Source organism: Streptomyces sp. NBC_01384 (genome assembly GCF_045040035.1).
Lineage (GTDB): Bacteria > Actinomycetota > Actinomycetes > Streptomycetales > Streptomycetaceae > Streptomyces.
This window is the reverse complement of the sequence record NZ_CP109559.1, coordinates 770,623-790,704: the sequence shown is the minus strand read 5'-3', so window position 1 is coordinate 790,704 and position 20,082 is coordinate 770,623. Positions and strand designations below refer to the sequence as shown.

18 protein-coding genes and 1 pseudogene are annotated in these 20,082 nt (G+C 70.6%); 8 read left to right on the top strand and 11 right to left on the bottom strand.

The features are described 5' to 3' along the window. The first annotated feature begins 82 nt into the window (after positions 1 to 82). Positions 83 to 1,096 (top strand): hydrogenase expression/formation protein HypE, encoded by a 1,014-nt coding sequence (gene hypE / locus OG747_RS03425; protein ID WP_405885435.1) that lies wholly within the window; start codon positions 83 to 85, stop codon positions 1,094 to 1,096. A 26-nt stretch (positions 1,097 to 1,122) separates the two neighbouring features. Here hypE and OG747_RS03420 read toward each other — a convergent pair whose 3' ends face one another. Next, positions 1,123 to 2,121 (bottom strand): hypothetical protein, encoded by a 999-nt coding sequence (locus OG747_RS03420; RefSeq protein ID WP_405877637.1) that lies wholly within the window; start codon positions 2,119 to 2,121, stop codon positions 1,123 to 1,125. A 55-nt stretch (positions 2,122 to 2,176) separates the two neighbouring features. After that, positions 2,177 to 2,971, bottom strand: a complete 795-nt coding sequence (locus tag OG747_RS03415) for a hypothetical protein (protein WP_405877635.1) — start codon at positions 2,969 to 2,971, stop codon at positions 2,177 to 2,179. Positions 2,972 to 3,294: 323 nt separating this feature from the next. Here OG747_RS03415 and OG747_RS03410 point away from each other — a divergent pair, with 323 nt between their 5' ends. Together OG747_RS03410 and OG747_RS03405 are read left to right on the top strand one after the other, a co-directional pair. Further along, a complete protein-coding gene (locus OG747_RS03410; RefSeq protein ID WP_405877633.1) occupies positions 3,295 to 3,777 on the top strand; it encodes a VOC family protein in 483 nt (160 codons plus the stop codon). Continuing rightward, entirely contained in the window at positions 3,774 to 4,610 is an 837-nt protein-coding gene (locus OG747_RS03405; RefSeq protein ID WP_405877631.1) for an SDR family oxidoreductase, read from the top strand. Before OG747_RS03410 ends, OG747_RS03405 begins: the two co-directional genes overlap by 4 nt. A gap of 80 nt (positions 4,611 to 4,690) precedes the next feature. On the opposite strand, the gene OG747_RS03400 is transcribed toward OG747_RS03405, so the two are convergent. Further along, positions 4,691 to 4,879: a ferredoxin gene (locus tag OG747_RS03400; RefSeq protein WP_405877629.1), complete on the bottom strand. Its 189-nt coding sequence runs from the start codon at positions 4,877 to 4,879 to the stop codon at positions 4,691 to 4,693. Then, positions 4,876 to 6,165, bottom strand: a complete 1,290-nt coding sequence (locus OG747_RS03395; RefSeq protein ID WP_405877627.1) for a cytochrome P450 — start codon at positions 6,163 to 6,165, stop codon at positions 4,876 to 4,878. Before OG747_RS03395 ends, OG747_RS03400 begins: the two co-directional genes overlap by 4 nt. 594 nt (positions 6,166 to 6,759) lie before the next feature. Between OG747_RS03395 and OG747_RS03390 the strand changes: the two genes are divergently transcribed. The 5 genes and pseudogenes from OG747_RS03390 (at position 6,760) to OG747_RS03370 (ending at position 10,637) form a co-directional block, all read left to right on the top strand. Beyond that, positions 6,760 to 7,308 (top strand): DinB family protein, encoded by a 549-nt coding sequence (locus tag OG747_RS03390; protein ID WP_405877625.1) that lies wholly within the window; start codon positions 6,760 to 6,762, stop codon positions 7,306 to 7,308. A 166-nt stretch (positions 7,309 to 7,474) separates the two neighbouring features. Next, on the top strand, positions 7,475 to 8,155 hold the full coding sequence (locus OG747_RS03385) for an ABC transporter permease (protein WP_405877623.1): 681 nt from the start codon (positions 7,475 to 7,477) through the stop codon (positions 8,153 to 8,155). After that, positions 8,152 to 8,823, top strand: a complete 672-nt coding sequence (locus OG747_RS03380) for an ABC transporter permease (RefSeq protein ID WP_405877621.1) — start codon at positions 8,152 to 8,154, stop codon at positions 8,821 to 8,823. Before OG747_RS03385 ends, OG747_RS03380 begins: the two co-directional genes overlap by 4 nt. After that, positions 8,820 to 9,749 (top strand): annotated as a pseudogene (locus tag OG747_RS03375) (ABC transporter substrate-binding protein); the annotation flags it as partial. The gene OG747_RS03380 and the pseudogene OG747_RS03375, both read left to right, overlap by 4 nt. 291 nt (positions 9,750 to 10,040) lie before the next feature. Then, positions 10,041 to 10,637 (top strand): RBBP9/YdeN family alpha/beta hydrolase, encoded by a 597-nt coding sequence (locus tag OG747_RS03370; protein ID WP_405877619.1) that lies wholly within the window; start codon positions 10,041 to 10,043, stop codon positions 10,635 to 10,637. A 147-nt stretch (positions 10,638 to 10,784) separates the two neighbouring features. Here OG747_RS03370 and OG747_RS03365 read toward each other — a convergent pair whose 3' ends face one another. From OG747_RS03365 to rhaI, 7 genes are all read right to left on the bottom strand, one after another. Next, complete coding sequence (locus OG747_RS03365; RefSeq protein WP_405877617.1) at positions 10,785 to 11,939, bottom strand: betaine/proline/choline family ABC transporter ATP-binding protein; 1,155 nt, start codon at positions 11,937 to 11,939, stop codon at positions 10,785 to 10,787. A 22-nt stretch (positions 11,940 to 11,961) separates the two neighbouring features. Continuing rightward, a complete protein-coding gene (locus tag OG747_RS03360) occupies positions 11,962 to 12,609 on the bottom strand; it encodes a lactate utilization protein C (RefSeq protein ID WP_405877615.1) in 648 nt (215 codons plus the stop codon). Continuing rightward, positions 12,606 to 14,108, bottom strand: coding sequence for a LutB/LldF family L-lactate oxidation iron-sulfur protein (locus OG747_RS03355; protein ID WP_405877613.1), 1,503 nt, complete (start codon positions 14,106 to 14,108; stop codon positions 12,606 to 12,608). Before OG747_RS03355 ends, OG747_RS03360 begins: the two co-directional genes overlap by 4 nt. Continuing rightward, positions 14,105 to 14,860 (bottom strand): (Fe-S)-binding protein, encoded by a 756-nt coding sequence (locus OG747_RS03350; protein WP_405877611.1) that lies wholly within the window; start codon positions 14,858 to 14,860, stop codon positions 14,105 to 14,107. The genes OG747_RS03355 and OG747_RS03350 overlap by 4 nt, the downstream gene beginning before the upstream one ends. 97 nt (positions 14,861 to 14,957) lie before the next feature. Beyond that, positions 14,958 to 16,421: a rhamnulokinase family protein gene (locus OG747_RS03345; RefSeq protein WP_405877609.1), complete on the bottom strand. Its 1,464-nt coding sequence runs from the start codon at positions 16,419 to 16,421 to the stop codon at positions 14,958 to 14,960. Continuing rightward, entirely contained in the window at positions 16,418 to 18,457 is a 2,040-nt protein-coding gene (locus OG747_RS03340; RefSeq protein ID WP_405877607.1) for a bifunctional aldolase/short-chain dehydrogenase, read from the bottom strand. The genes OG747_RS03345 and OG747_RS03340 overlap by 4 nt, the downstream gene beginning before the upstream one ends. 173 nt (positions 18,458 to 18,630) lie before the next feature. After that, positions 18,631 to 19,800: an L-rhamnose isomerase gene (gene rhaI / locus OG747_RS03335; RefSeq protein WP_405877605.1), complete on the bottom strand. Its 1,170-nt coding sequence runs from the start codon at positions 19,798 to 19,800 to the stop codon at positions 18,631 to 18,633. Positions 19,801 to 20,082 lie beyond the last annotated feature (282 nt).

Below are 20,082 nucleotides of genomic sequence, written 5' to 3'. Positions count from 1 at the left end.
ACCTACACCACCTACACCACATACGCCGCGTACGTCGCGTACGCCCGTACCCGACCCCGCGGCCTGGACCTGCCCGGCGCCGCTGCGCGACCAGTCCCGTGTCGTCATGGGCCACGGCGGGGGCGGGGCGCTCTCCGCCGAACTCGTCCAGCACATCTTCGCGCCGGCCTACGGCGGTGATGTGCTCGCCCAGATGGGCGACGCCGCGGCACTGTCGCTGGGCGGTGTCCGCCTGGCCTTCTCCACCGACTCCTTCGTGGTACGGCCGCTGTTCTTCCCAGGCGGCAGCATCGGCGACCTCGCCGTCAACGGCACCGTCAACGACCTCGCCATGAGTGGCGCCCGGGCCGCGTACCTCTCCTGCGGCTTCATCCTGGAGGAGGGCGTCGAGATGGAGACCGTCGCCCGCGTGGCCGAAGCGCTCGGTGCGGCGGCGCGGACCGCGGGCGTCGAGGTGGCGACCGGCGACACCAAGGTGGTGGAGGCCGGTCACGGCGACGGCATCTTCATCAACACGGCCGGGATCGGTCTCATCCCGGCGGGCGTGGACCTGCGCCCGCAGCGGGTCGTGCCCGGCGATGTCGTGATGGTCAGCGGTGCGATCGGCGTGCACGGTGTGGCGATCATGAGCGTCCGCGAGGGCCTGGAGTTCGGGGTGGAGATCGAGAGCGACTGCGCGGCGCTCGGCGGTCTGGTCGGCGCCATGCTCGCCGTCACCCCGGACCTGCACGTCCTGCGCGATCCCACCCGCGGCGGGCTGGCGGCCGCGCTGAACGAGATCGCGGCGGCCTCGGGCACCGGGGTCGCCATCAGGGAACGCGACGTCCCGGTCCCGCCGGCCGTCGCCAACGCCTGCGCCGTGCTGGGCCTCGACCCCATGTACGTCGCCAACGAGGGCAAGTTGGTGGCGTTCGTGCCGCGCGAGCATGCCGACGCCGTCCTGGACGCCATGCGGGCGCACCCGCTGGGTACGGAGTCCAGGATCATCGGCGAGGTCGTGGACGCCCATCCGGGGATGGTGGTGGCCCGCACCGGGCTGGGCGGCACCCGGGTGGTCGACCTGCCGATCGGCGAACAGCTGCCGAGGATCTGCTGAGGCGTGGCGGGAGCGCGGTGCGGGCGTCAGGTGGTGAACCCCACGTGCACATGGTCGTGGTGGGTGTCGTCCGAGAAGAACTGATTGCCCGAACCGCCCGCCGGCAGCACCGGCCCGCCCACGTTGTACGACCCGGCCGCCGCCGCGTCCCGCATGAACGCCTCGACCAGCCGCCGCGACGTCCCGGGATCGACGACCGCGTGCCCGTCGATCTGCCACACGTCGAAGGCCCGACCGCGCGGATGGTCACTGGACCGGCTGGTGCCGAACACGTCCAATGGATGCCCGGAGCGGACCACGCTCAGGTACATCCGGTACGTCCCGGCCAGCTCCAGCAGTGCCCGTGCCACGCTCGCGTGGACGTTCCCGCTGCGCAGGTCGGCCCGTGCGGCGGGCGGCAGCACGATGCGGGGGTCGGCCAGCACCTGTTCGACGGCGGTGGGGAGTGACGCGGCGGCGGCACCGGGCCGCGCCGGGTGGAGGGCCGTGACGGTCCACCGGGGCAGTGCCCGGGACAGCCGTACGTCGACGGTGGTGCCGCCGGTGTGCCCCGGGGTCCGCTGACGGCACACCACCAGCACGCTCGCGGAGTCCGCCAGGATGCCGCCGTACTGCGCGTCCACCACTTCGAGCGCGGCCTCGTCGGCCGAGGACAGCAGGGCGCCCGCCTGGTCCACCAGCGAGGGCGCCGCGCCGAGTGCGGCCAACCGCTTCCGCGCCGCCGGGGCGCCGCCCTGCCCGGCCGTCCAGGCGCCGATGGCCTCCACGACCCGTACCGCCCGCAGCTTCACGGCGGGTTCGACGTCACCGCGGTTCGGGCGCCAGGCCGCGGTCGAGGGGAGGGACGGGGCGGCGGAAGGCGACGCGGAGGGGGCGGAAGTCGTGGGTGCGGAGGCCGCGGTGGACGAGGACGACGGTTCGGCCCGCGTCTTCGCTGTTCCCGACCGGGAGCAGCCGACGGCCGCGGCCATCAGTGCCCCGCCCGCACCCAGCAGCAGTGCTCGGCGGTCGACCGGATGCCCCATGGCGCACCCTCCTCACCCGCAAGCCCGTGGCGGTCACGCCCGCACGGCCAGTGTCCTACGCGAGACGCTCGGCGTCCCGGACGTCGCCCCGCGAGACGGCCAGGTAGCCGACGAACCCGATGATGGCGACGGTCCAGGACAGGGTGACGGGGCCCAGACCGAGGGCGAGGCCGCCGCGGGCGTGACTCAGGGCCATCCAGTCGGCGACCGAGGCGCCGAGCGGTCGGGTGATGACGTACGCCGCCCAGAAGGCGGCCACGGCGTTGAGAGCGCCCCACTTGTGCATGACGGCCGGCACGGCGATGGCGACGGCGTACAGGACGGCCGAGCCGAGGTAGCCGAGGCCGATCGTGGCGGAGAGGTCACCGGCGGCGGTGCCGAGCGCGAAGGTGGCCAGGACGGTGGCCCAGTAGAAGATCTCGCGGCGGCGGGTACGGATGCTGTGGATGGAGAGAGTCTTCTCGCTGGCGTACCAGAGGGCGAACACGGCGGCCAGCGCGACCATGAAGAACGGGGTCGAGATGGTGTACGGGACGCCGAGGCCGACGTGCAGGACGTCGGCGGCCATCGTGCCGAACACGCTGACCATGACGACCGCCGTCCAGTAGATCCAGGCGACGTAGCGGCGGGCGGTGAGCTGGAGGACGAGCGCCGCTACGAGGGCCAGCCCGCCGAGGCCGACGGCGGGGATCGGCCCGAGCTTCTTGGCGAGGAGGTCCGAGGCGGTCTCACCCATGCCGGTGGTCAGCACCTTGATCACCCAGAAGTAGACGGTGACTTCCGGAACCTTGTTCGCCAACTGGGTGGCGCCGGTGGCGTGACGATGGTGGGTGAGGTGCTCTGTGGTCATGCCCGCACGATGACATGGCGAACTGCCCTGGTCACAGGTGTTTTTGCCATTGCTTTGGGGCTTCTGGTGCAGGAGTTGCCAAGGGCCTTGGCGGGCCTGAACACAACCTGAACCCTTGCGCCGAAACCCCGGGATCCGTTGGTCAACGGCATGATTCCGATGATACGAAGAAGGGTCATGGCGGTTGAGTGACCGACACCTCCTGACTCCCCCTCCTGTTCCATTGCGCTTCCCGACGGCCCATGAGAATATCGTTCTCATTTAGAAGAATGTACTTCTTTTGGGCGGTTGAACTCAATGACGAGGGAGACACGTTGGAAGCGATGGAGTACGGGCAGGCGGCCGTCGGCCGGGTGCTGAAGGCCGAGGACCAGTTCCATCTCGGCATCGTCGTCGAGGACTTAGAGACGACCTTGGCCGAGTTCTCTTCCCTGTTCGGGTACAAGTGGTGCGGCGAGATCGGCGGACCGGTCCCGGTGACGCTGCCGGGCGGAGATGCCGTCGTCGAGCTCGGGTGCGTCTTCTCGACGACGACACCCCGCCTCGAGATCGTCCGGCGCGTCCCGGGAACCCTCTGGGAACCGGCGGCAGACGGCGCCGTCCATCACGTCGGCTACTGGTCCGACGACGTCGCCGCGGACGCCGGCGAACTGGAATGCCACGGTTTCGTCCGGGAGGCGACGCGTACGGGCGCCGACGGCGCCCCCTTCGCGTTCCTCCGCAGCCCGGCCAGCGGCTATCGCGTCGAGCTGGTGAGCCGGGTGGCACAGCAGAGCCTGGAGCGGTTCTGGGGGATGAGCGCATGACGACCGTCGGGATCGTCACCGGTGCCGGCCGCGGCATGGGGCTGGCCTGCGCGCGGCGGCTCATCGACCAGGTGGACATCCTGCTCCTCGTCGACCGCGACGAGGCGACCGTGACCGCCGCGGCCAAGGACCTGTCCACCGGCGCACAGGGTGCCGTCGTCGAGCCCTTCGTCCTCGACATCACGGATGCGGAGGGCCTGGCCGGGCTCGCCACGCGCGTCGGCGAACTCGGCACCCTGCGCGCCGTCGCGCACGCCGCGGGCATCTCGCCCACGATGGCCGACTGGCGTCGTATCTTCACCGTCGACCTCGTCGGGACCGCGCTGCTGGCCGAGACGCTCCGCCCGCTGGCCACCGCCGGCACGGCCATGGTGTGCTTCGCCTCGATGGCCCCGCTGCTCGGCGGCACCGAACCGGACCCGGCCATCGACGCGGTGCTGGACGACCCGCTCGACGAGCGGTTCCTCGACCGTGTCCACGAGGCCGTCGGGCCGCGCATCGAGGACACCGGGATCGCGTACACGTGGGCCAAGCGCGGGGTGCATCGCTTCGTCCAGCGGGAGGCGGTGCGCATCGGACCGCTCGGTGCTCGTGTCTGCTCGGTGTCTCCGGGGCTGATCGACACTCCCCAGGGCCGGCAGGAATCCGCGAGCCATCCGGGGATGGAGCTGCTCCTGCGGCAGACCCCGCTGGGCCGGCAGGGCCGCTCCGAGGACGTCGCCGCGGCCGTCGCCTTTCTGCTGTCGTCGGAAGCCGGTTTCCTCAGCGGTATCGACCTCCTCGTGGACGGCGGTGTGTGCGCCGCCGTCCGGACGCGAGCCGGTCGCACATGAACCCGTACCGAAGCAGGCCCGGAAGCGCCCGCCGGAGACGCGGGCGACGGTGGCGATGCCGGACGCCATGGCCACCACCGTCAGTCCACCGAGATGGCGCGCTCGGGACAACTGCCCATCGCCGTACGCACCGCCCCCTCGAACTCGGCGGGCACTTCGGGCGTGATCACCACCGCGTAGCCGTCGTCGGTCAGGTCGAACACCTCGGGGCAGAGCGACCAGCAGACGCCGTGTCCCCGGCAGCGGTCCTCGTCGACTTTCGCCTTCACCGCGCCCGCTCCCCGGCGAGGGTGAACTCCACGTTCAGGTTGGTCAGACCGCGCAGGATGTACGTCGGGAGATAGGTGTACCGGCGGGCGCCCTCGGGGCCGTGCACGCGCTCCGAGAGCCTGATGTCGGCCGTGCGGTCGAGCAGCCGCTCGATGGCCACCCGGCCCTCGGCACGGGCGAGCGGCGCGCCGGGGCAGGTGTGGATGCCGCGGCCGAACGCGAGGTGGTGGCGGGCGTTGGCGCGGGCGGGGTCGAAGGTCTCCGGCTCCTCGAAGTGGCGCGGATCCCGGTTCGCGGCCCCGTTCAGGATCATCACCGTGGAGCCGGCCGGGATGTCGACCCCGCCCACCGTGGTCGGCACCCGGGACAGCCGGAAGTCGCCCTTGACCGGGCTCTCCATTCGCAGTGCCTCTTCGATGAAGTTGGGGATGCGCTCGCGCTCCGCGCGCAGCAGTCGCTGGAGCCCGGGGTCCTCGACGAGGAGCTTGAGCGCGTTACTGAGGAGCCGGACCGTGGTCTCCTGGCCCGCAGCGAAGAGATTGGTCGCGACCCGCGCCACATCGGCGACGTCGGGCGTCGAGCCGTCCGGGAACGTCGCGGCGGCCAGACCGCTGAGCACGTCCTCGCGCGGTGCGCGGCGCCGGTCCTCGACATAGGACGTGAACCGCCCGTAGAGGTACTCCAGCGGAGAGTGCTCCATCTCCTTTTCCATGCTGCCGATGCCGGCATCGGACTGCGGCCGGTGCTCCAGACCCCCGACGAACTCCTCGCGGTCCTCGTGGGGCACGCCGAGCAGGTCGGTGATGACGCGCAGGGTGAAGGGACCGGCGAATCCGCTGATGAAGTCGCCCTCGCCGGCGGCGAGGAACGAGTCCAAGTGGCTGTCGGCGAGCTGCCAGATGGCCTCCTCGTTCTCCTTGAGGCGCCTCGGTGTGATCAGCCGCATCAGCAGCGCGCGGTGATCCGTGTGCTGGGGCGGGTCGAGCGTCGTGATCTGGTCACTGAAGGGGAGTTCGCCACGGTGCCGCTCGATCAGCTCGCTCACGTCGTCCCCTTCGAGGGGGACGGGGAACCCGGGGAAGGGACCGGACACCGAGAGGCACGATGAGAACTTCTCGCTGTCGTTCAGTACGTGAACCGCTTCGTCGTACCCCGTCACCATCACCACGTCATGGTGACTCTCGCGCTGTACGGGACACTTCCCGCGCATCGCCTCGAAGTACGGGTAGGGGTCCGCGACGAGCCCGTCGTCCCGGAAGAAGTTCATCGCCTCGAAGTCGTTCACCGTGTGCAACGCTCCCTTCGGACACCGCAACGCGTGTGTCCCGCCGGTGGTGAATTGAGTGGTTCGCTGAGCGTGAGTGGTGCGAGTGGTTATGCCAGTGGTGATGGAGTGGTTCATCGAACTGAGCGGCTCGGGCAGTCGTCGAGTCGGCTCAGGGCACTGGCTCGGCGTTGCGTCGGGTCGGACCGCGGGCTCGGCGATCGCGTCGCTTGTCTCGCGTTCGGCGAAGTCGGTCGGCGGCATCGGCGTGCGAAGTGTGGCACGGGGCTACCTCTCCTGTTCGGGCGCTGCGCCCACGCTGTCGAACGCCCCGACCGGCAGGCGGCGGACGCCCACGCTGAAGAGCCGCCGCGCCCGCCGCGGAATACTTTCGACCTCGCGGTTGGGAACTGCATTCTCTTCATTGAGCATTAGATTTCCACGGTGCGGCTGCGCAGTCAACGGTCGACGAGGTGCCGGGTGAATCCGGCATCGTGCGCACGGCGCGGCGGCTGCGGGGGCGGCACGGGAGACGCCACTCGGCCGGGCCGGTGCCAGTGCGGGCGGCGTCACCCCGGCTTCCGGGCCGCGGTCCCGTCGTCGATGATGGTGTGCATGACACCACAGAGGAGAGCCGAGATGTTCATCGACGAGGAGGGGGACCCCCGGTTCACCGGCAGTGCCACCGCCGACGAGCGCGCCCTGCTCGTCGACTTCCTCGCGGCCCAGCGCGCCACGCTGGGGCTGAAGTGCGCGGGTCTGGGAGGGGAGTTGGCGCGGCGGTCCGTGGCACCGTCCACGCTCTCCCTGCTAGGCCTGGTCCGGCACCTCGCCGATGTCGAACGACGCTGGTTCCGGAGCGTCCTGGCCGGTCAGGATGCTCCGCCCCGCTTCTCCTCCCCGGAACTGCCCGACGCGGACTTCGACGGCGCGGTGCCCGATCCCGCGGTCGTCGCGGCGGCGTGGGAGGCCTGGCGCGGCGAGGTGGCGTTCGCCGACGCGTTCGTCGACGCCGCGCCCGACCTCGACCTCGTGGGCGAGGACGCCTGGCGCGGACCGGTGTCGCTGCGCTGGGTACTCATCCACATGGTCGAGGAGTACGCCCGTCACAACGGGCACGCCGATCTGCTCAGGGAGCGGATCGACGGGGCGATCGGCGTGTGAAGACCGTGGGTCACCTGCTCAGGCGGCCAGGGGTACCGCCGCCGCGACCGCGACGACGGCGCCCCAGACGCCCGGCGCCTGGCCAGGCCGTACCGAGTCCTCACTGACACCCCGTACGGGTCACCAGAACGCGCCGACCCCCACCCGCCCTCGATGCAATGGACGGGTGACCGCGCCCCCGGACGACTGCCTCGCGCGCAACGAGTGGATCTGCGGTGCGTACCTGAGCACCCGCCGGCAGATCCTCCTCGACGCGGTCGTCCAGCACCTCCAGCTCACGGCGCTCTCCGTCCTCATCGGACTCGTCATCGCGGTGCCGCTGGCCGTACTGGCCCGTCTCTGGGGCTGGGCGGCCGGTCCGGTCCTCGCGGTGACCACGATCCTCTACACCATTCCGTCCCTCGCGATGTTCTCGCTGCTCCTGCCCGTGTACGGGCTGTCCGCCACGCTGGTGGTCGCGGGCCTCGTCCTCTACTCGCTGACCCTCCTCGTCCGGAACGTTCTCGCGGGCCTGCGCGCCGTTCCCGAGGAGACCCGGCAGGCCGCACGCGGCATGGGCTACGGCCCCATCCGCCTCCTCCTCACCGTCGAACTGCCGCTCTCCGTACCCGCCGCGATGGCCGGACTGCGCATCGCCACCGTCTCGGCGGTCTCGTTGGTGACGGTCGGCGCGATCGTCGGTTTCGGAGGACTCGGCAACCTCATCTACTCCGGCATGAACACCTACTTCAAGGCACAGGTCCTCACCGCGTCCGTGCTGTGCGTCGTCATCGCCGTCGCCGCGGACCTCCTCCTGCTCGGAGTGCAGCGGCTCATCACCCCGTGGACCCGAGCGGCCCGCGGATGAACACCCTCACCGACGCCTGGAACTGGCTCACCGACCCCGCACACTGGTCGGGCGACGACGGCATCTGGCACCGCCTCGCCCAGCATCTCGTCCTGACCGTCGTCTGCCTCGTCATCAGCTGTCTGATCGCACTGCCGGTCGCCCTCGTCCTCGGCCACCTCGGCAAGGGCGGCGCGCTCGCCGTCAACATCTCCAACATCGGCCGCGCCGTCCCCACCTTCGCCGTGCTGGTCCTTCTGCTGCTCACCCCGCTCGGTAAGTGGGGCGAGGGCCCGACCGTCGTCGCGCTGGTCCTCTTCGCCGTGCCGCCACTGCTCACCAACGCATACGTCGGGATGCGCGAGGTCGACCGCAGTGTGGTGCGCGCGGCGCGCGGGATGGGGATGACCGGGCGACAGATGTTGTTTCACGTCGAACTGCCCCTTTCGCTCCCCTTGGTCATGAACGGCGTACGCATCGCCGCCGTCCAACTCGTTGCGACCGCCACCATCGCCGCGCTCGCGGGCGGTGGCGGACTCGGCCGGATCATCACCGCGGGCTTCAATCTGGCGAGCACCCCACAGGTCGTCGCCGGTGCCGTCCTCGTCGCCGTGTTCGCGCTGGTCATCGAGGGGATCTTCGAGATCGCCGAACGACTGGCGCCGCGCTGGGCCAGGGGCTCGCGATGAAGCGACCCGCCGTCGTCATCGGCGCACTCCTGCTCACCGGCTGCACCACCGGCCCGTCCCTGGAGAACCGGGGCGCGGTCACCGCACCGCCCGGCGACAGCAAGCACCTGATCATCGGCTCGGCCGGATTCACCGAGAGCGACCTGCTGGCCCAGATGTACGCACTGCTGCTCAACCAGGCCGGATACAAGGCGTCCACACTGACCGTCGCCAACCGCGAACTCTACGAACCCGCCCTGGAATCGGGTCGGATCGATGTCGTACCGGAGTACGCGGCCACCTTCGCGGACTGGCTGAACGCCAAGACCCACGGCGCGGGCGCGCCACCCGTCGGCTCACCCGACCTCACCGCCACGATGAAGGCGCTCCGATCCCTGGCGACACCGCGCGGCCTCACCGTCCTCGACCCGGGCAGGGCCGTCGACCAGAACGCCTTCGCGGTGAAGGCGACGTACGCCCGGCAGCATCACTTGAAAACCCTCGGCGACCTCGGCGCGTCCCGACTGCCGGTACGGCTCGCGGCGGGCGACGAGTGCGTCCAACGGCCGTACTGCGAACCCGGGTTGAAGAAGACGTACGGCATCGACATCACCGCCGTCGACCCGAAGGGCGTGGGCACCACCCAGGCGAAGCGGGCCGTACAGAGCGGCCAGGACCAGATGGTGCTGACCACGACGACGGACGCCACCCTGGACGAGTTCGGCCTCGTCCTCCTCGCCGACGACAGGCATCTGCAGAACGCCGACTACATCGTGCCCGTCGTCAACCGCTCGCGCGCCGGCAGCGAGCGCGTCACCAAGGCACTCGGCAAGCTCAACGACGTACTCACCACGGCGGACCTGGCGTCGATGAACCAGCAGGTGGACAGCCGGCGACGGCTGCCCGAGGACGTGGCCCGGACCTACCTCAAGGACAGGGGCCTGCTGGCGGCAGCCTCTCCCGCCGCGGCCGGCGGCTCCAGCCCGGCGATCAGCACGGGGTCCTGCTCCGCCCCCGCCCGGCCGAGCCCCCACGCCGCGAGATCGGCGCGCGCCCGCTCCAACTGGGTGGCGATCACCTCCGCGTGCTGGAGCACGACCCGGCCTGCCCGGTCAGCCGGACACCCCGCCCGCGCAGCGCGACCAGTCGACGCAGGTCAATACTGAAGGTGCTGCTACCGGTCCCATGAAAAAACATTGACTGGACCGGATGGACGAGCAGGACGGACGATCACCACCATGACCTCGATCTCACGCTCCTACCTGATCCTGCACGGCTGGCAGAACCACCGCCCCGAGGGTCACTGGCAGCACTGGCTCGCCTCCGAACTGACCGCCCTCGGCCACGCCGTGACCTACCCCCAGCTCCCGGACCCCGACCACCCGCGGCTGGAGGTGTGGCTCGACCGGCTCCACACCCATCTCGACGCGCAGCGGCACGAGCGCGTGGTCGTCTGCCACAGCCTCGCCGTCCCGCTGTGGCTGCACGCGGTGGCCCGGGGCCGGGTCCGCGCCGACCGGGTCCTCCTGGTCGCGCCGCCGTCCGAGGAGGTCATCGCCGGTTACGAGGACATCGCCGGTTTCGGCGCACCCGCCGCCACCGCCGCACACCTGCGCACCGCCGCACCCGTCACCCGGCTCGTGGCCACCGACAACGACCCGTACTGCCCGCACGGCGCGGCCAAGGAGTACGGCGTCCCCCTCGGCCTGGACACCGACCTCATCCCCGGCGCCGCCCACCTCGACATGGAAGCGGGCTACGGCGACTGGCCGTCGGCCCTCACCTGGTGCCTGAACCCCACGACACGAATCTCCGCCCGCCCGACCAGGGCGTAACGCACCCCGCAATAACGCGCCCCGCACTGCAGCGCCCCGTAAGGGGCGCGGGGCTGTGACATGTGCGGCTCCGCCGCGTGGGCGCGCCCAGCCCCACAACCGGCACCCGGCAGACAACCCGCATCCCCGCCCCGCCCAGCGGAGCGCCTACGCATCGGACACCGAGTCGAACGACACCTGGCCCCGCGCCACACCACGCGCATCCGCGTCCACCGACCGCCGCAACGCCTCATGCAGCTTCGCCGGCGTCAGTACCCCCAGGAATCGCGCCCCGTCCAGCACCGCGACCCACCCCGCGTCGTGCTGAAGCATCACGCCGAACGCCTGCTTCAGCGGGGCGCCCACCGGTACCCACGAGTTCATGCGGTGCGCGCTGTCGCCGACGGACCCGCCCGCGGCCAACTCGTCGACGCCGACCCACCCGTGCAGTTCACCCTCCGCGTCCAGTACGACCGCCCAGCGCGCCCCCTCCGCGTGCAGCCGGGCGGCGGCCCGCTCGGCGGGCTCGTCCAGGCGGGCGACGGGCGGCTGGTCCAGGTCGGCGGGCTGGATCTCGGTGACCGACAGCCGTTTCAGCCCGCGGTCGGCGCCCACGAACTCGGCGACGTACGGTGTGGCGGGGGTGCCCAGCACGGCCCCCGGTGTGTCGAACTGCTCGATGCGCCCCTGTCCGTACACCGCGATCCGGTCGCCGAGCCGCACCGCCTCCTCGATGTCGTGCGTGACCAGCAGCACCGTCTTGCGCACGGTCTCCTGCATCCTCAGGAACTCGTCCTGCAACTGTTCCCGGACCACCGGGTCGACGGCCCCGAAGGGCTCGTCCATCAGGAGTACGGGCGGATCGGCGGCCAGCGCCCGCGCCACCCCGACCCGCTGGCGCTGACCACCCGACAACTGCTGCGGATAGCGCGAGCCGTACGTCTTCGGGTCCAGGCCCACCAGGTCGAGCAGCTCGGCGGCGCGCGCCCGCGCCTTCGCCTTCTTCCAGCCGACCAGCGTCGGCACGGTCGCGGTGTTGTCGAGGATCGTCCGGTGCGGAAACAGCCCCACCTGCTGGATGACGTAACCGATCCGCCGCCGCAGTCGCACCGGGTCGACCGTGGCGATGTCCTGGCCGTTCACGAAGATCCGGCCCGAGGTCGGTTCGATCAGCCGGTTCACCATCATCATGGTCGTCGTCTTGCCGCAGCCCGACGGGCCTACGAGGGTGACGAGTTCGCCCTCGGAGACCTCGAAGGAGAGGCCGTCCACGGCCGTTGTGCCGTCCGGATAGCGCTTGGTGACCTGCTCGAACCGGATCATCTCCTCACGCTAGCCGCGCCGGTCACTCCCCGCTCACCAGCACTACCTCCAGGGTGCGCGGACCGTGCACCCCCTCGACCCGGTCCAGCTCGATGTCGCTGGTCGCCGAAGGACCGGAGATCCAGGTCAGCGGGCGGGTCGGGTCGAGGCGCGCCAGGGCCTGGGGCACGGAGGAGACGACCTGGCCGGGAACGCGGACGACACAGATGTGGTGATCGGGGACCAGGGTGATGCGGCGGCGGCCCTGATCGGGGCCGCCGTCCAGCACGAGGGTGCCGGTCTCGGCGATGGCGAGCGCGCAGCCGGTGACCACACTCTCCACCCTGTCCAGCTCGGCAGGGGTGCTCGCGGCGCGGTCGTGGATCCGCGTGGGATCGGCGGCCGCCATCCACCCGGGCGGCAGCCCCGGCGGTACGAGGACGCTCTGCGAGCCGCGTGCGGCCAGCAGCCGCATGATCAGGTACGGCAACTCCTCGGTGTCCGTGCGGTGCACGAGGGCCCGGTAGTCGGCGAGGTTCTCGGCGAGCAGATCCACCGTCTCCTCGACGCTCCGCCCGCCGTGCTCGCGCAGATACCCGCGCTCGATGGCCTGCTCGTACGGCGTGTCGTCCTGCGGCACATCGGCGAGCGCGCGCCGCACCCGGCCCAGGATCAGATCCCTGCTGCTCACTTGTCCGTGTCCTTTCCGCCCTGCGTACGCTGCCACCAGTCGCGGAACGGCTCCGCGGGCACCGCCGGCAGATCACGGGTCCCGCTCCACGCCTTGCCCGGACCGGGCAGCGACCGCGGATGGAAGCGGCGCGTCCGGGACGCCAGCCGCTGGCCGGTGCGCAGCGCGCCGGGGTGACTGAACGTCCAGCGTGCCGCCCGCATCGCCGCTCGCTCGGCGGCGTGCCCCTTGGCGGGCTTGAGGACGACCTTGTTGCCCTCCCGCGTCACCTGACCGCCCTCGGCGACCCGTTCGCGCAGGTGGACGAGGACTTCCGGGATGTCGATGGCGACCGGGCAGACCTCGTAGCAGGCGCCGCAGAGTGTGGAGGCGTACGGCAGTGAGGCGTCGATCTCGCTGGCGGTGCCCCGGAGCTGGGGGCTGAGGATCGCGCCGATCGGGCCGGGGTAGACCGAGCCGTAGGCGTGGCCGCCCGCGCGCTCGTAGACCGGGCAGACGTTGAGACACGCCGAGCAGCGGATGCAGCGCAGGGCCTGGCGGCCGACCTCGTCGGCGAGTGTGTCGGTGCGGCCGTTGTCGATGAGGACCAGGTGGAAGGTCTGTGGGCCGTCCTCGTCGGTCGTGCCGGTCCACATCGAGGTGTACGGGTTCATGCGCTCGGCGGTCGACGAGCGGGGGAGGGTCTGGAGGAAGACCTCCAGGTCCTGCCAGGTCGGCACGATCTTCTCGATGCCGACGACCGAGATCAGGGTCTCGGGGAGGGTCAGGCACATCCGGCCGTTGCCCTCGGACTCGACGACCATCAGGGTGCCGGTCTCGGCGACCATGAAATTGGCGCCGGAGATGCCGACCTTGGCGCGCAGGAACTTCTCGCGCAGGTGGAGGCGTGCCGCCTCGGCCAGTTCGGCGGGCGTGTCGGTGAGGCCTTCCGGCGCGGGGCGGCCCCACTCGCTCATCTCGCGGGCGAAGATGTCGCGGATCTCGGCGCGGTTGCGGTGGATGGCCGGGACGAGGATGTGGGAGGGCCGGTCCTTGCCCAACTGCACGATGAGTTCGGCGAGATCGGTCTCGTAGGCGTGGATGCCCTCGGCTTCCAGGGCTTCGTTGAGGCCGATCTCCTGGGTGGCCATCGACTTGACCTTGACGACCTCGCTCTCCCCGGTCATTTTGACCAGGTCGGCGACGATCCGGTTGGCCTCGTCGGCGTCGGCGGCCCAGTGCACGATGCCCCCGGCCGCGGTAACCGACTCCTCCAACTGCACCAGATAGCGGTCGAGATGACGGAGCGTGTGGTCCTTGATCTGCTTTCCGGCCTCGCGCAGCGCGGCCCAGTCGTCGAGTTCGGCGACGGCGACCGCCCGCTTGGCGCGGATGGTGTGGGTGGCGTGGCGCAGATTGCCGCGCAGGGTCGGGTTGTTGACCGCATCGCGGGCGGCCACGGGGAAGGCCGGGTGGGCGGGTGGGGGAAACACAGGCATGCCAACGAAGGTGCCACTCATGCGCTCGGCTCCTCTTCTGTACTGGCCAGGATCTCCGCGATGTGCACCGGCCGCATCTCCGTCTCCAGCCGGGCCATCGTGCCGCCGATGTGCATCAGACAGGAGTTGTCGGCGGCGCACAGCACGTCGGCGCCCGTCGACTCCGCATTGCGCACCTTGTCCGCGCCCATCGCCGCCGAGACATCGGAGTTCTTGACGGCGAACGTGCCGCCGAACCCGCAGCACTCGTCCGCACCGGGCAACTCACGCAGTTCGAGCCCCTTGACGGCCTGGAGGAGCCGGCGCGGCCGGTCGCCGAGACCGAGACTGCGCAGCCCGTGACAGGTGGGGTGGTAGGTGACGGTGTGCGGGTAGTACGCGCCCACGTCCGTCACACCGAGTACGTCCACGAGGAACTCGGTGAGCTCGTACGTCTTCGGCACCACCGGGGCGAGCGTGGCCGAGAGGCTCTCCCCGCGGCCCTCCGCCCGCGCCCGCTCACCCATCCGCGGATACAGCTCCCGCACCATCGCGCCGCACGACCCGGAGGGCGTCACGATCGCCTCGTACTCACCGAAGACATCGGAGAAATGCCGGGCCAGTGGCTCGGCCTGATGTCGGTACCCGGTGTTGTAGTGGGCCTGTCCGCAGCAGGTCTGCGCCATCGGGAAGTCGACCTCGACGCCCAGCCTGGTCAGCAGTTTCACCACGGCGCGGCCGGTGTCCGGATAGAGCGTGTCGTTGACACAGGTCAGGAACAGGGCGACACGCATCGCAGCTCCTTGGGATCGATCATCGGATGAGTGCAGGGTACGCGGCGGGCGAGCGGCAGGGGAGCCCTCCCGCTCAGGGACAGGGGCGAGTCGCCGTTCACGGACGGGTGAGCCGGTCCTCCGCGGCACGCCAGGCCGCCGCGTCGCCCCGGGGCTCGTACCGCCGCAACGGCTGCGTACGGGCGAGGAGTCGCCGCATCGACGTACGGTCGCCGACCAGGCCGTGTGACCGGGCCTGTACGAGCACGTTGCCGAGCGCGGCCGCCTCCGCCGGGCCGGCCACGACCGGCAGTCCGCAGGCATCGGCGGTCAGTTGACACAGGAGCTCGTTGCGGGTGCCGCCGCCGACGATGTGGACGACGTCGACCGGGTGGTCGGCGAGCTCCTGCGCGTCGGTGACGGCCCTGCGGTGGGCGAGGGCGAGGGAGTCGAGGATGCAGCGGGTGATCTCGGCGCGCGACTCGGGCACGGCCTGCCCCGACTCCCGGCAGGCGTCGGCGATCCGGGCCGACATCCGGCCGGGCGCCAGGAACTCGGCGTCTCCGGCGTCCACGACCGACCGCAGCGCGGGCACCTCCGCGGCGGCCCGCAGCAGCTCACCGAGATCGGGCTGTCCCCATTCCCGTACGCACTCCTGGAGCAGCCACAGCCCCATGATGTTCCGCAGATAGCGGACCGTGCCGTCCAGGCCCAGTTCATTGGTGAAGTTGGCCGCGCGGCTCACCTCGGTGAGGACCGGCGCGTCCAGCTCCAGGCCCGCCAGGGACCAGGTGCCGGTGCAGATGTAGGCGAACCGCTCGCCCACGGCCGGAACGGCGGCCACCGCGGAGGCGGTGTCGTGCGAGCCGACGGTCGTCACCGGGACAGGGCCCCTCAGCCCGGTCTCCTCCAGGACGTGCGGCCGCAGCAGACCGGCCGCGTCGCCCGGCTGCCGCAGCGGCGCGAACAGCTTGAGGTCGATGCCGAGCCGCTCCGCGAGATCGTACGACCAGTCGCGGGTGCGCGGGTCGATCAACTGGGTGGTGGAGGCGTTGGTGATCTCCGTGCCGGCCTCGCCCGTGAGCCAGTACGTCAGCAGATCGGGGACAAGCAACAGCCGCCTGGCGGCGGCGAGTTGAGCCGTCGAGCGGGCCGCCGTGAGCTGGTACAGGGTGTTGAAGGGCGCGTACTGGAGCCCGGTCGCCGCGTACAGCTCGGCGGCGGGCACGGTGGCCCACACCTTCTCCGCGACACCCTCGGTGCGGGCATCGCGGTAGTGCACCGGGTTGCCGAGCAGCGCTCCGTCGGCGTCCAGCAGCCCGTAGTCCACGGCCCAGCTGTCGATGCCGACCGAGGAGAGCCGTCCGCCTGCCGCGGCGCCCGCCGCCCGCAGCCCGTCCAGGACCCCCGCGTACAGCGAGAGAATGTCCCAGCGCAGTCCCTCGGGAACCCGCACCGGCCGGTTCGGAAAGCGGTGCGCCTCCGTCAGCTCCAGCGCCTCGGGGCCGACGCGGCCGGCCATGACGCGCCCGCTGGACGCGCCGAGGTCGACCGCGGCGAAGGTCTTCACTTGCTCGCTCATCGCAGGAATGCCGCCGCGACACCGGCGTCGACCGGGACGTGCAGACCGGTGGTGTGGGTCAGGTCCCCGCCCGTCAGGGCGAAGACGGCGTTCGCCACATGCTCCGGCAGCACCTCGCGCTTGAGGATGGTCCGCTGGGCGTAGAACTCGCCGAGCTTCGCCTCCTCGATGCCGTACGTCGCCGCGCGCTGCGCGCCCCAGCCGCCCGCGAAGATCCCCGAGCCGCGCACGACCCCGTCGGGGTTGACGCCGTTGACCCGGATGCCGTGCCCGCCCAGCTCGGCGGCCAGGAGCCGGACCTGATGCGCCTGGTCGGCCTTGGTCGCGGAGTACGCGATGTTGTTCGGACCGGCGAAGACCGCGTTCTTGGAGGCGATGTAGACGATGTCGCCGCCCAGCTCCTGCTGGATCATCACCCGGGCCGCCTCACGCGACACGAGGAAGGAGCCGCGGGCCATGATGTCGTGCTGGAGGTCCCAGTCCTTCGCGGTGGTCTCAAGGAGCGGCTTGGAGATGGAGATACCGGCGTTGTTCACCACCAGGTCGACCCCGCCGAAGGCGAGCACCGCCGCCTTGAAGGCCTCGGCGATCTGCTCCTCGGAGGTCACGTCGACGGTGACGGCGACGGCCTTGTCGGGGCCGCCCAGCGAGGTGGCGACCTCGGCGGCGTTCTCGGCGTTGAGGTCCGCGATCACCACGCATGCGCCCTCGGCCACCAGCCGCTCGGCGATCGCCCTGCCGATCCCGCTGCCCGCGCCGGTCACCAGCGCCACCCGGGTGGCGAGCGGCTTCGGCTTCGGCATCCGCTGGAGCTTGGCCTCCTCCAGCGCCCAGTACTCGATGCGGAACTTCTCCGACTCCTTGATCGGGGCGTACGTCGAGACCGCCTCGGCGCCCCGCATCACATTGATCGCGTTGACGTAGAACTCGCCGGCCACGCGCGCGGTCTGCTTGTCCTTGCCGAAGGAGAACATGCCGACGCCGGGGATCAGCACGATCGCCGGGTCCGCGCCGCGCATCGCGGGGGAGTCGGCGTCGGCGTGCCGCCGGTAGTAGGCCGCGTACTCCTCGCGGTACTCGGCGTGCAGCTCCCCCAGCCGCGCGACGGCCTCCTCCAGCGGAGCGGACGGCGGCAGGTCCAGGACCAGCGGGCGGACCTTGGTGCGCAGGAAGTGGTCGGGGCAGGAGGTGCCGAGCGCGGCGAGCCGCGGGTGCTCGGCGCTCGCCAGGAAGTCGAGGACGACATCGGAGTCGGTGAAGTGGCCGACCTGCGGCTTGTCCTGCGAGGCGAGGGCCCGGATGTACGGCGCCAGCGCCGCGGCCCGCTCCCGGCGCTCACCCTCGGCCGGCGCCCCGTACCCCTCGACGACCGGTCCGAACGGCTCGGCTTTCCCGCGCTCGACGAGAAACGCCTCCGCGGTGCGGATGATGTGCAGCGAGTTCCGCTCGCACTCCTCCGCCGTGTCGCCCCAGGCGGTGATGCCGTGCCCGCCGAGGACGCAGCCGATCGCCTGTGGATTGGCCTCCTTGACCGCCGCGATGTCCAGACCCAGCTGGAAGCCCGGCCGACGCCACGGCACCCACACCACGCTGTCGCCGAAGCACTCGGCGGTCAGCTTCTCGCCGTCGGCGGCGCAGGCCAGCGCGATCCCGGAGTCGGGGTGCAGATGATCGACGTGCGCGGCGTCCACCAGTCCGTGCATGGCGGTGTCGATGGACGGAGCGGCCCCGCCCTTGCCGTGCAGGCAGTAGTCGAACGCGGCGACCATCTCGTCCTCGCGCTCCACCCCCGGGTAGACCTCCGTCATCGCCCGCAGCCGGTCGAGGCGCAGCACGGCGAGGCCCGCTTCGGTCAGGGTGCCGAGGTCACCGCCGGACCCCTTCACCCACATCAGCTCGACGTCACCGCCGGTCACGGGATCGGTGTCAGTACCCTTCGCGGACGCGTTGCCGCCCGCGTAGTTGGTGTTACGGGGATCAGCACCGAGCCGGTGCGACCGGGCCAGCAGAGCGGCGGCTTCGGGATGGGATGCCATGTTCTTGGTCCTTAGAGAAAAGAAAGGGTGAGGTGTGAGGTACCTGATGAGGTGAAGCGCACTGAAGGGGCGCGGGGCTGTGACCTTTTTGCGGCTCCGCCGCGTGGGCGCGACCAGCCGCATCGGACCCGCAGCCTGCAACGGTCCGAACCAGGCAGACGAGACTCAGCCGCTCAGGCCCCCCACCCCGCCTGCTGTCCACCCACCCGCTCCGCCGCGATCTTCTCCGCCCACCCGGACCGGCGGTACGCCGAGACGGGATCCGCGTCCAGCCCCAGCTCCTCGCGCACCTCCGCGAGCAACGGCCGCACATCCGTGTTGTACGCGTCCATGATCACGGCGTTCGCGGCCAGCACATCCCCCGTGCGCTGCGCCTCCGCCAGCTCCGCACGATCCACGAGCAGTGCCTTGGCCGTGGCTTCCTGCACGTTCATCACCGAACGAATGATCGCCGGGATCTTCGCCTCGATGTTGTGGCACTGGTCGAGCATGAAGGCGACGTCCGGTGTGAAGCCACCGCCCCGGATCACCTCGTACATGATCCGGAACAGCTGGAAGGGATCGGCCGCGCCCACCATCAGGTCGTCGTCGGCGTAGAACCGCGAGTTGAAGTCGAACCCGCCGAGCTTCCCCTCGCGCAGCAGCGTGGCGACGATGAACTCGATGTTGGTGCCGGGGGCGTGGTGGCCGGTGTCGACGACGACCTGGGCCTTGGGGCCGAGCTTGAGGCAGTGCGCGTACGCGGTGCCCCAGTCCGGGACGTCCGTCGAGTAGAAGGCGGGCTCGAAGAACTTGTACTCCAGCAGCATCCGCTGGTCGTCCCCGAGCCGCTCGTAGACCTGCGCCAGGCCCTCGGCCAGCCGGTCCTGGCGCGCGCGAATGTCGTCCTGACCGGGATAGTTCGTGCCGTCTGCGAACCAGAGCTTCAGGTCCTTCGAACCCGTCGCGTCCATGATGTCGACGCACTCGAGCAGGTGACCGACGGCCTTCCGGCGGACCGTCGCGTCCGGGTGGCAGATGGAGCCGAGCTTGTAGTCGTCGTCCTGGAAGGTGTTGGAGTTGATCGCCCCCAGCTTCAGGCCGCGCTCCTCGGCGTACTTCGCCAGCTCCGCGTAGCTGTCGGAGGCGTCGACCTTGTCCCAGGGAATGTGCAGCGCGACGGTCGGCGCGGCGCCCGTGAAGGCGTGCACCTGGGCGGCGTCGTCCAGTTTCTCGCGCGGATTGCGCGGGACTCCGGGCTGTGCGAACACCTTGAAGCGGGTTCCCGAGTTCCCGTACGCCCATGACGGCGTCTCTACTGCCTGGGTCTTGAGGGCGGTCTTCACCGCGGCAAGCTCGGTCACTTCGGGGCTCCTGTGACTTCGGGTGTGGCTTCGGTTTCGAATGACTGTGGAGTCGGGTCCGAGCTGCTCTTCTGCCTGATCTGAACAGCCCTTCTGTCTGAAACGATCTGAAACGATTCAGAACGCTGAAGCTATGAGCCCCCCGAAGGGCTGTCAACCCCCTGGGTGAAGCGGGCCCTCCGTGACTCGGTTGTGACCTTTGGCTATCGAAAATTTCGGCCCGAACCCATTGACGTGACCTGGGCAACATGTCTAACGTCCCGGCAACCTAGTTGAAACCTT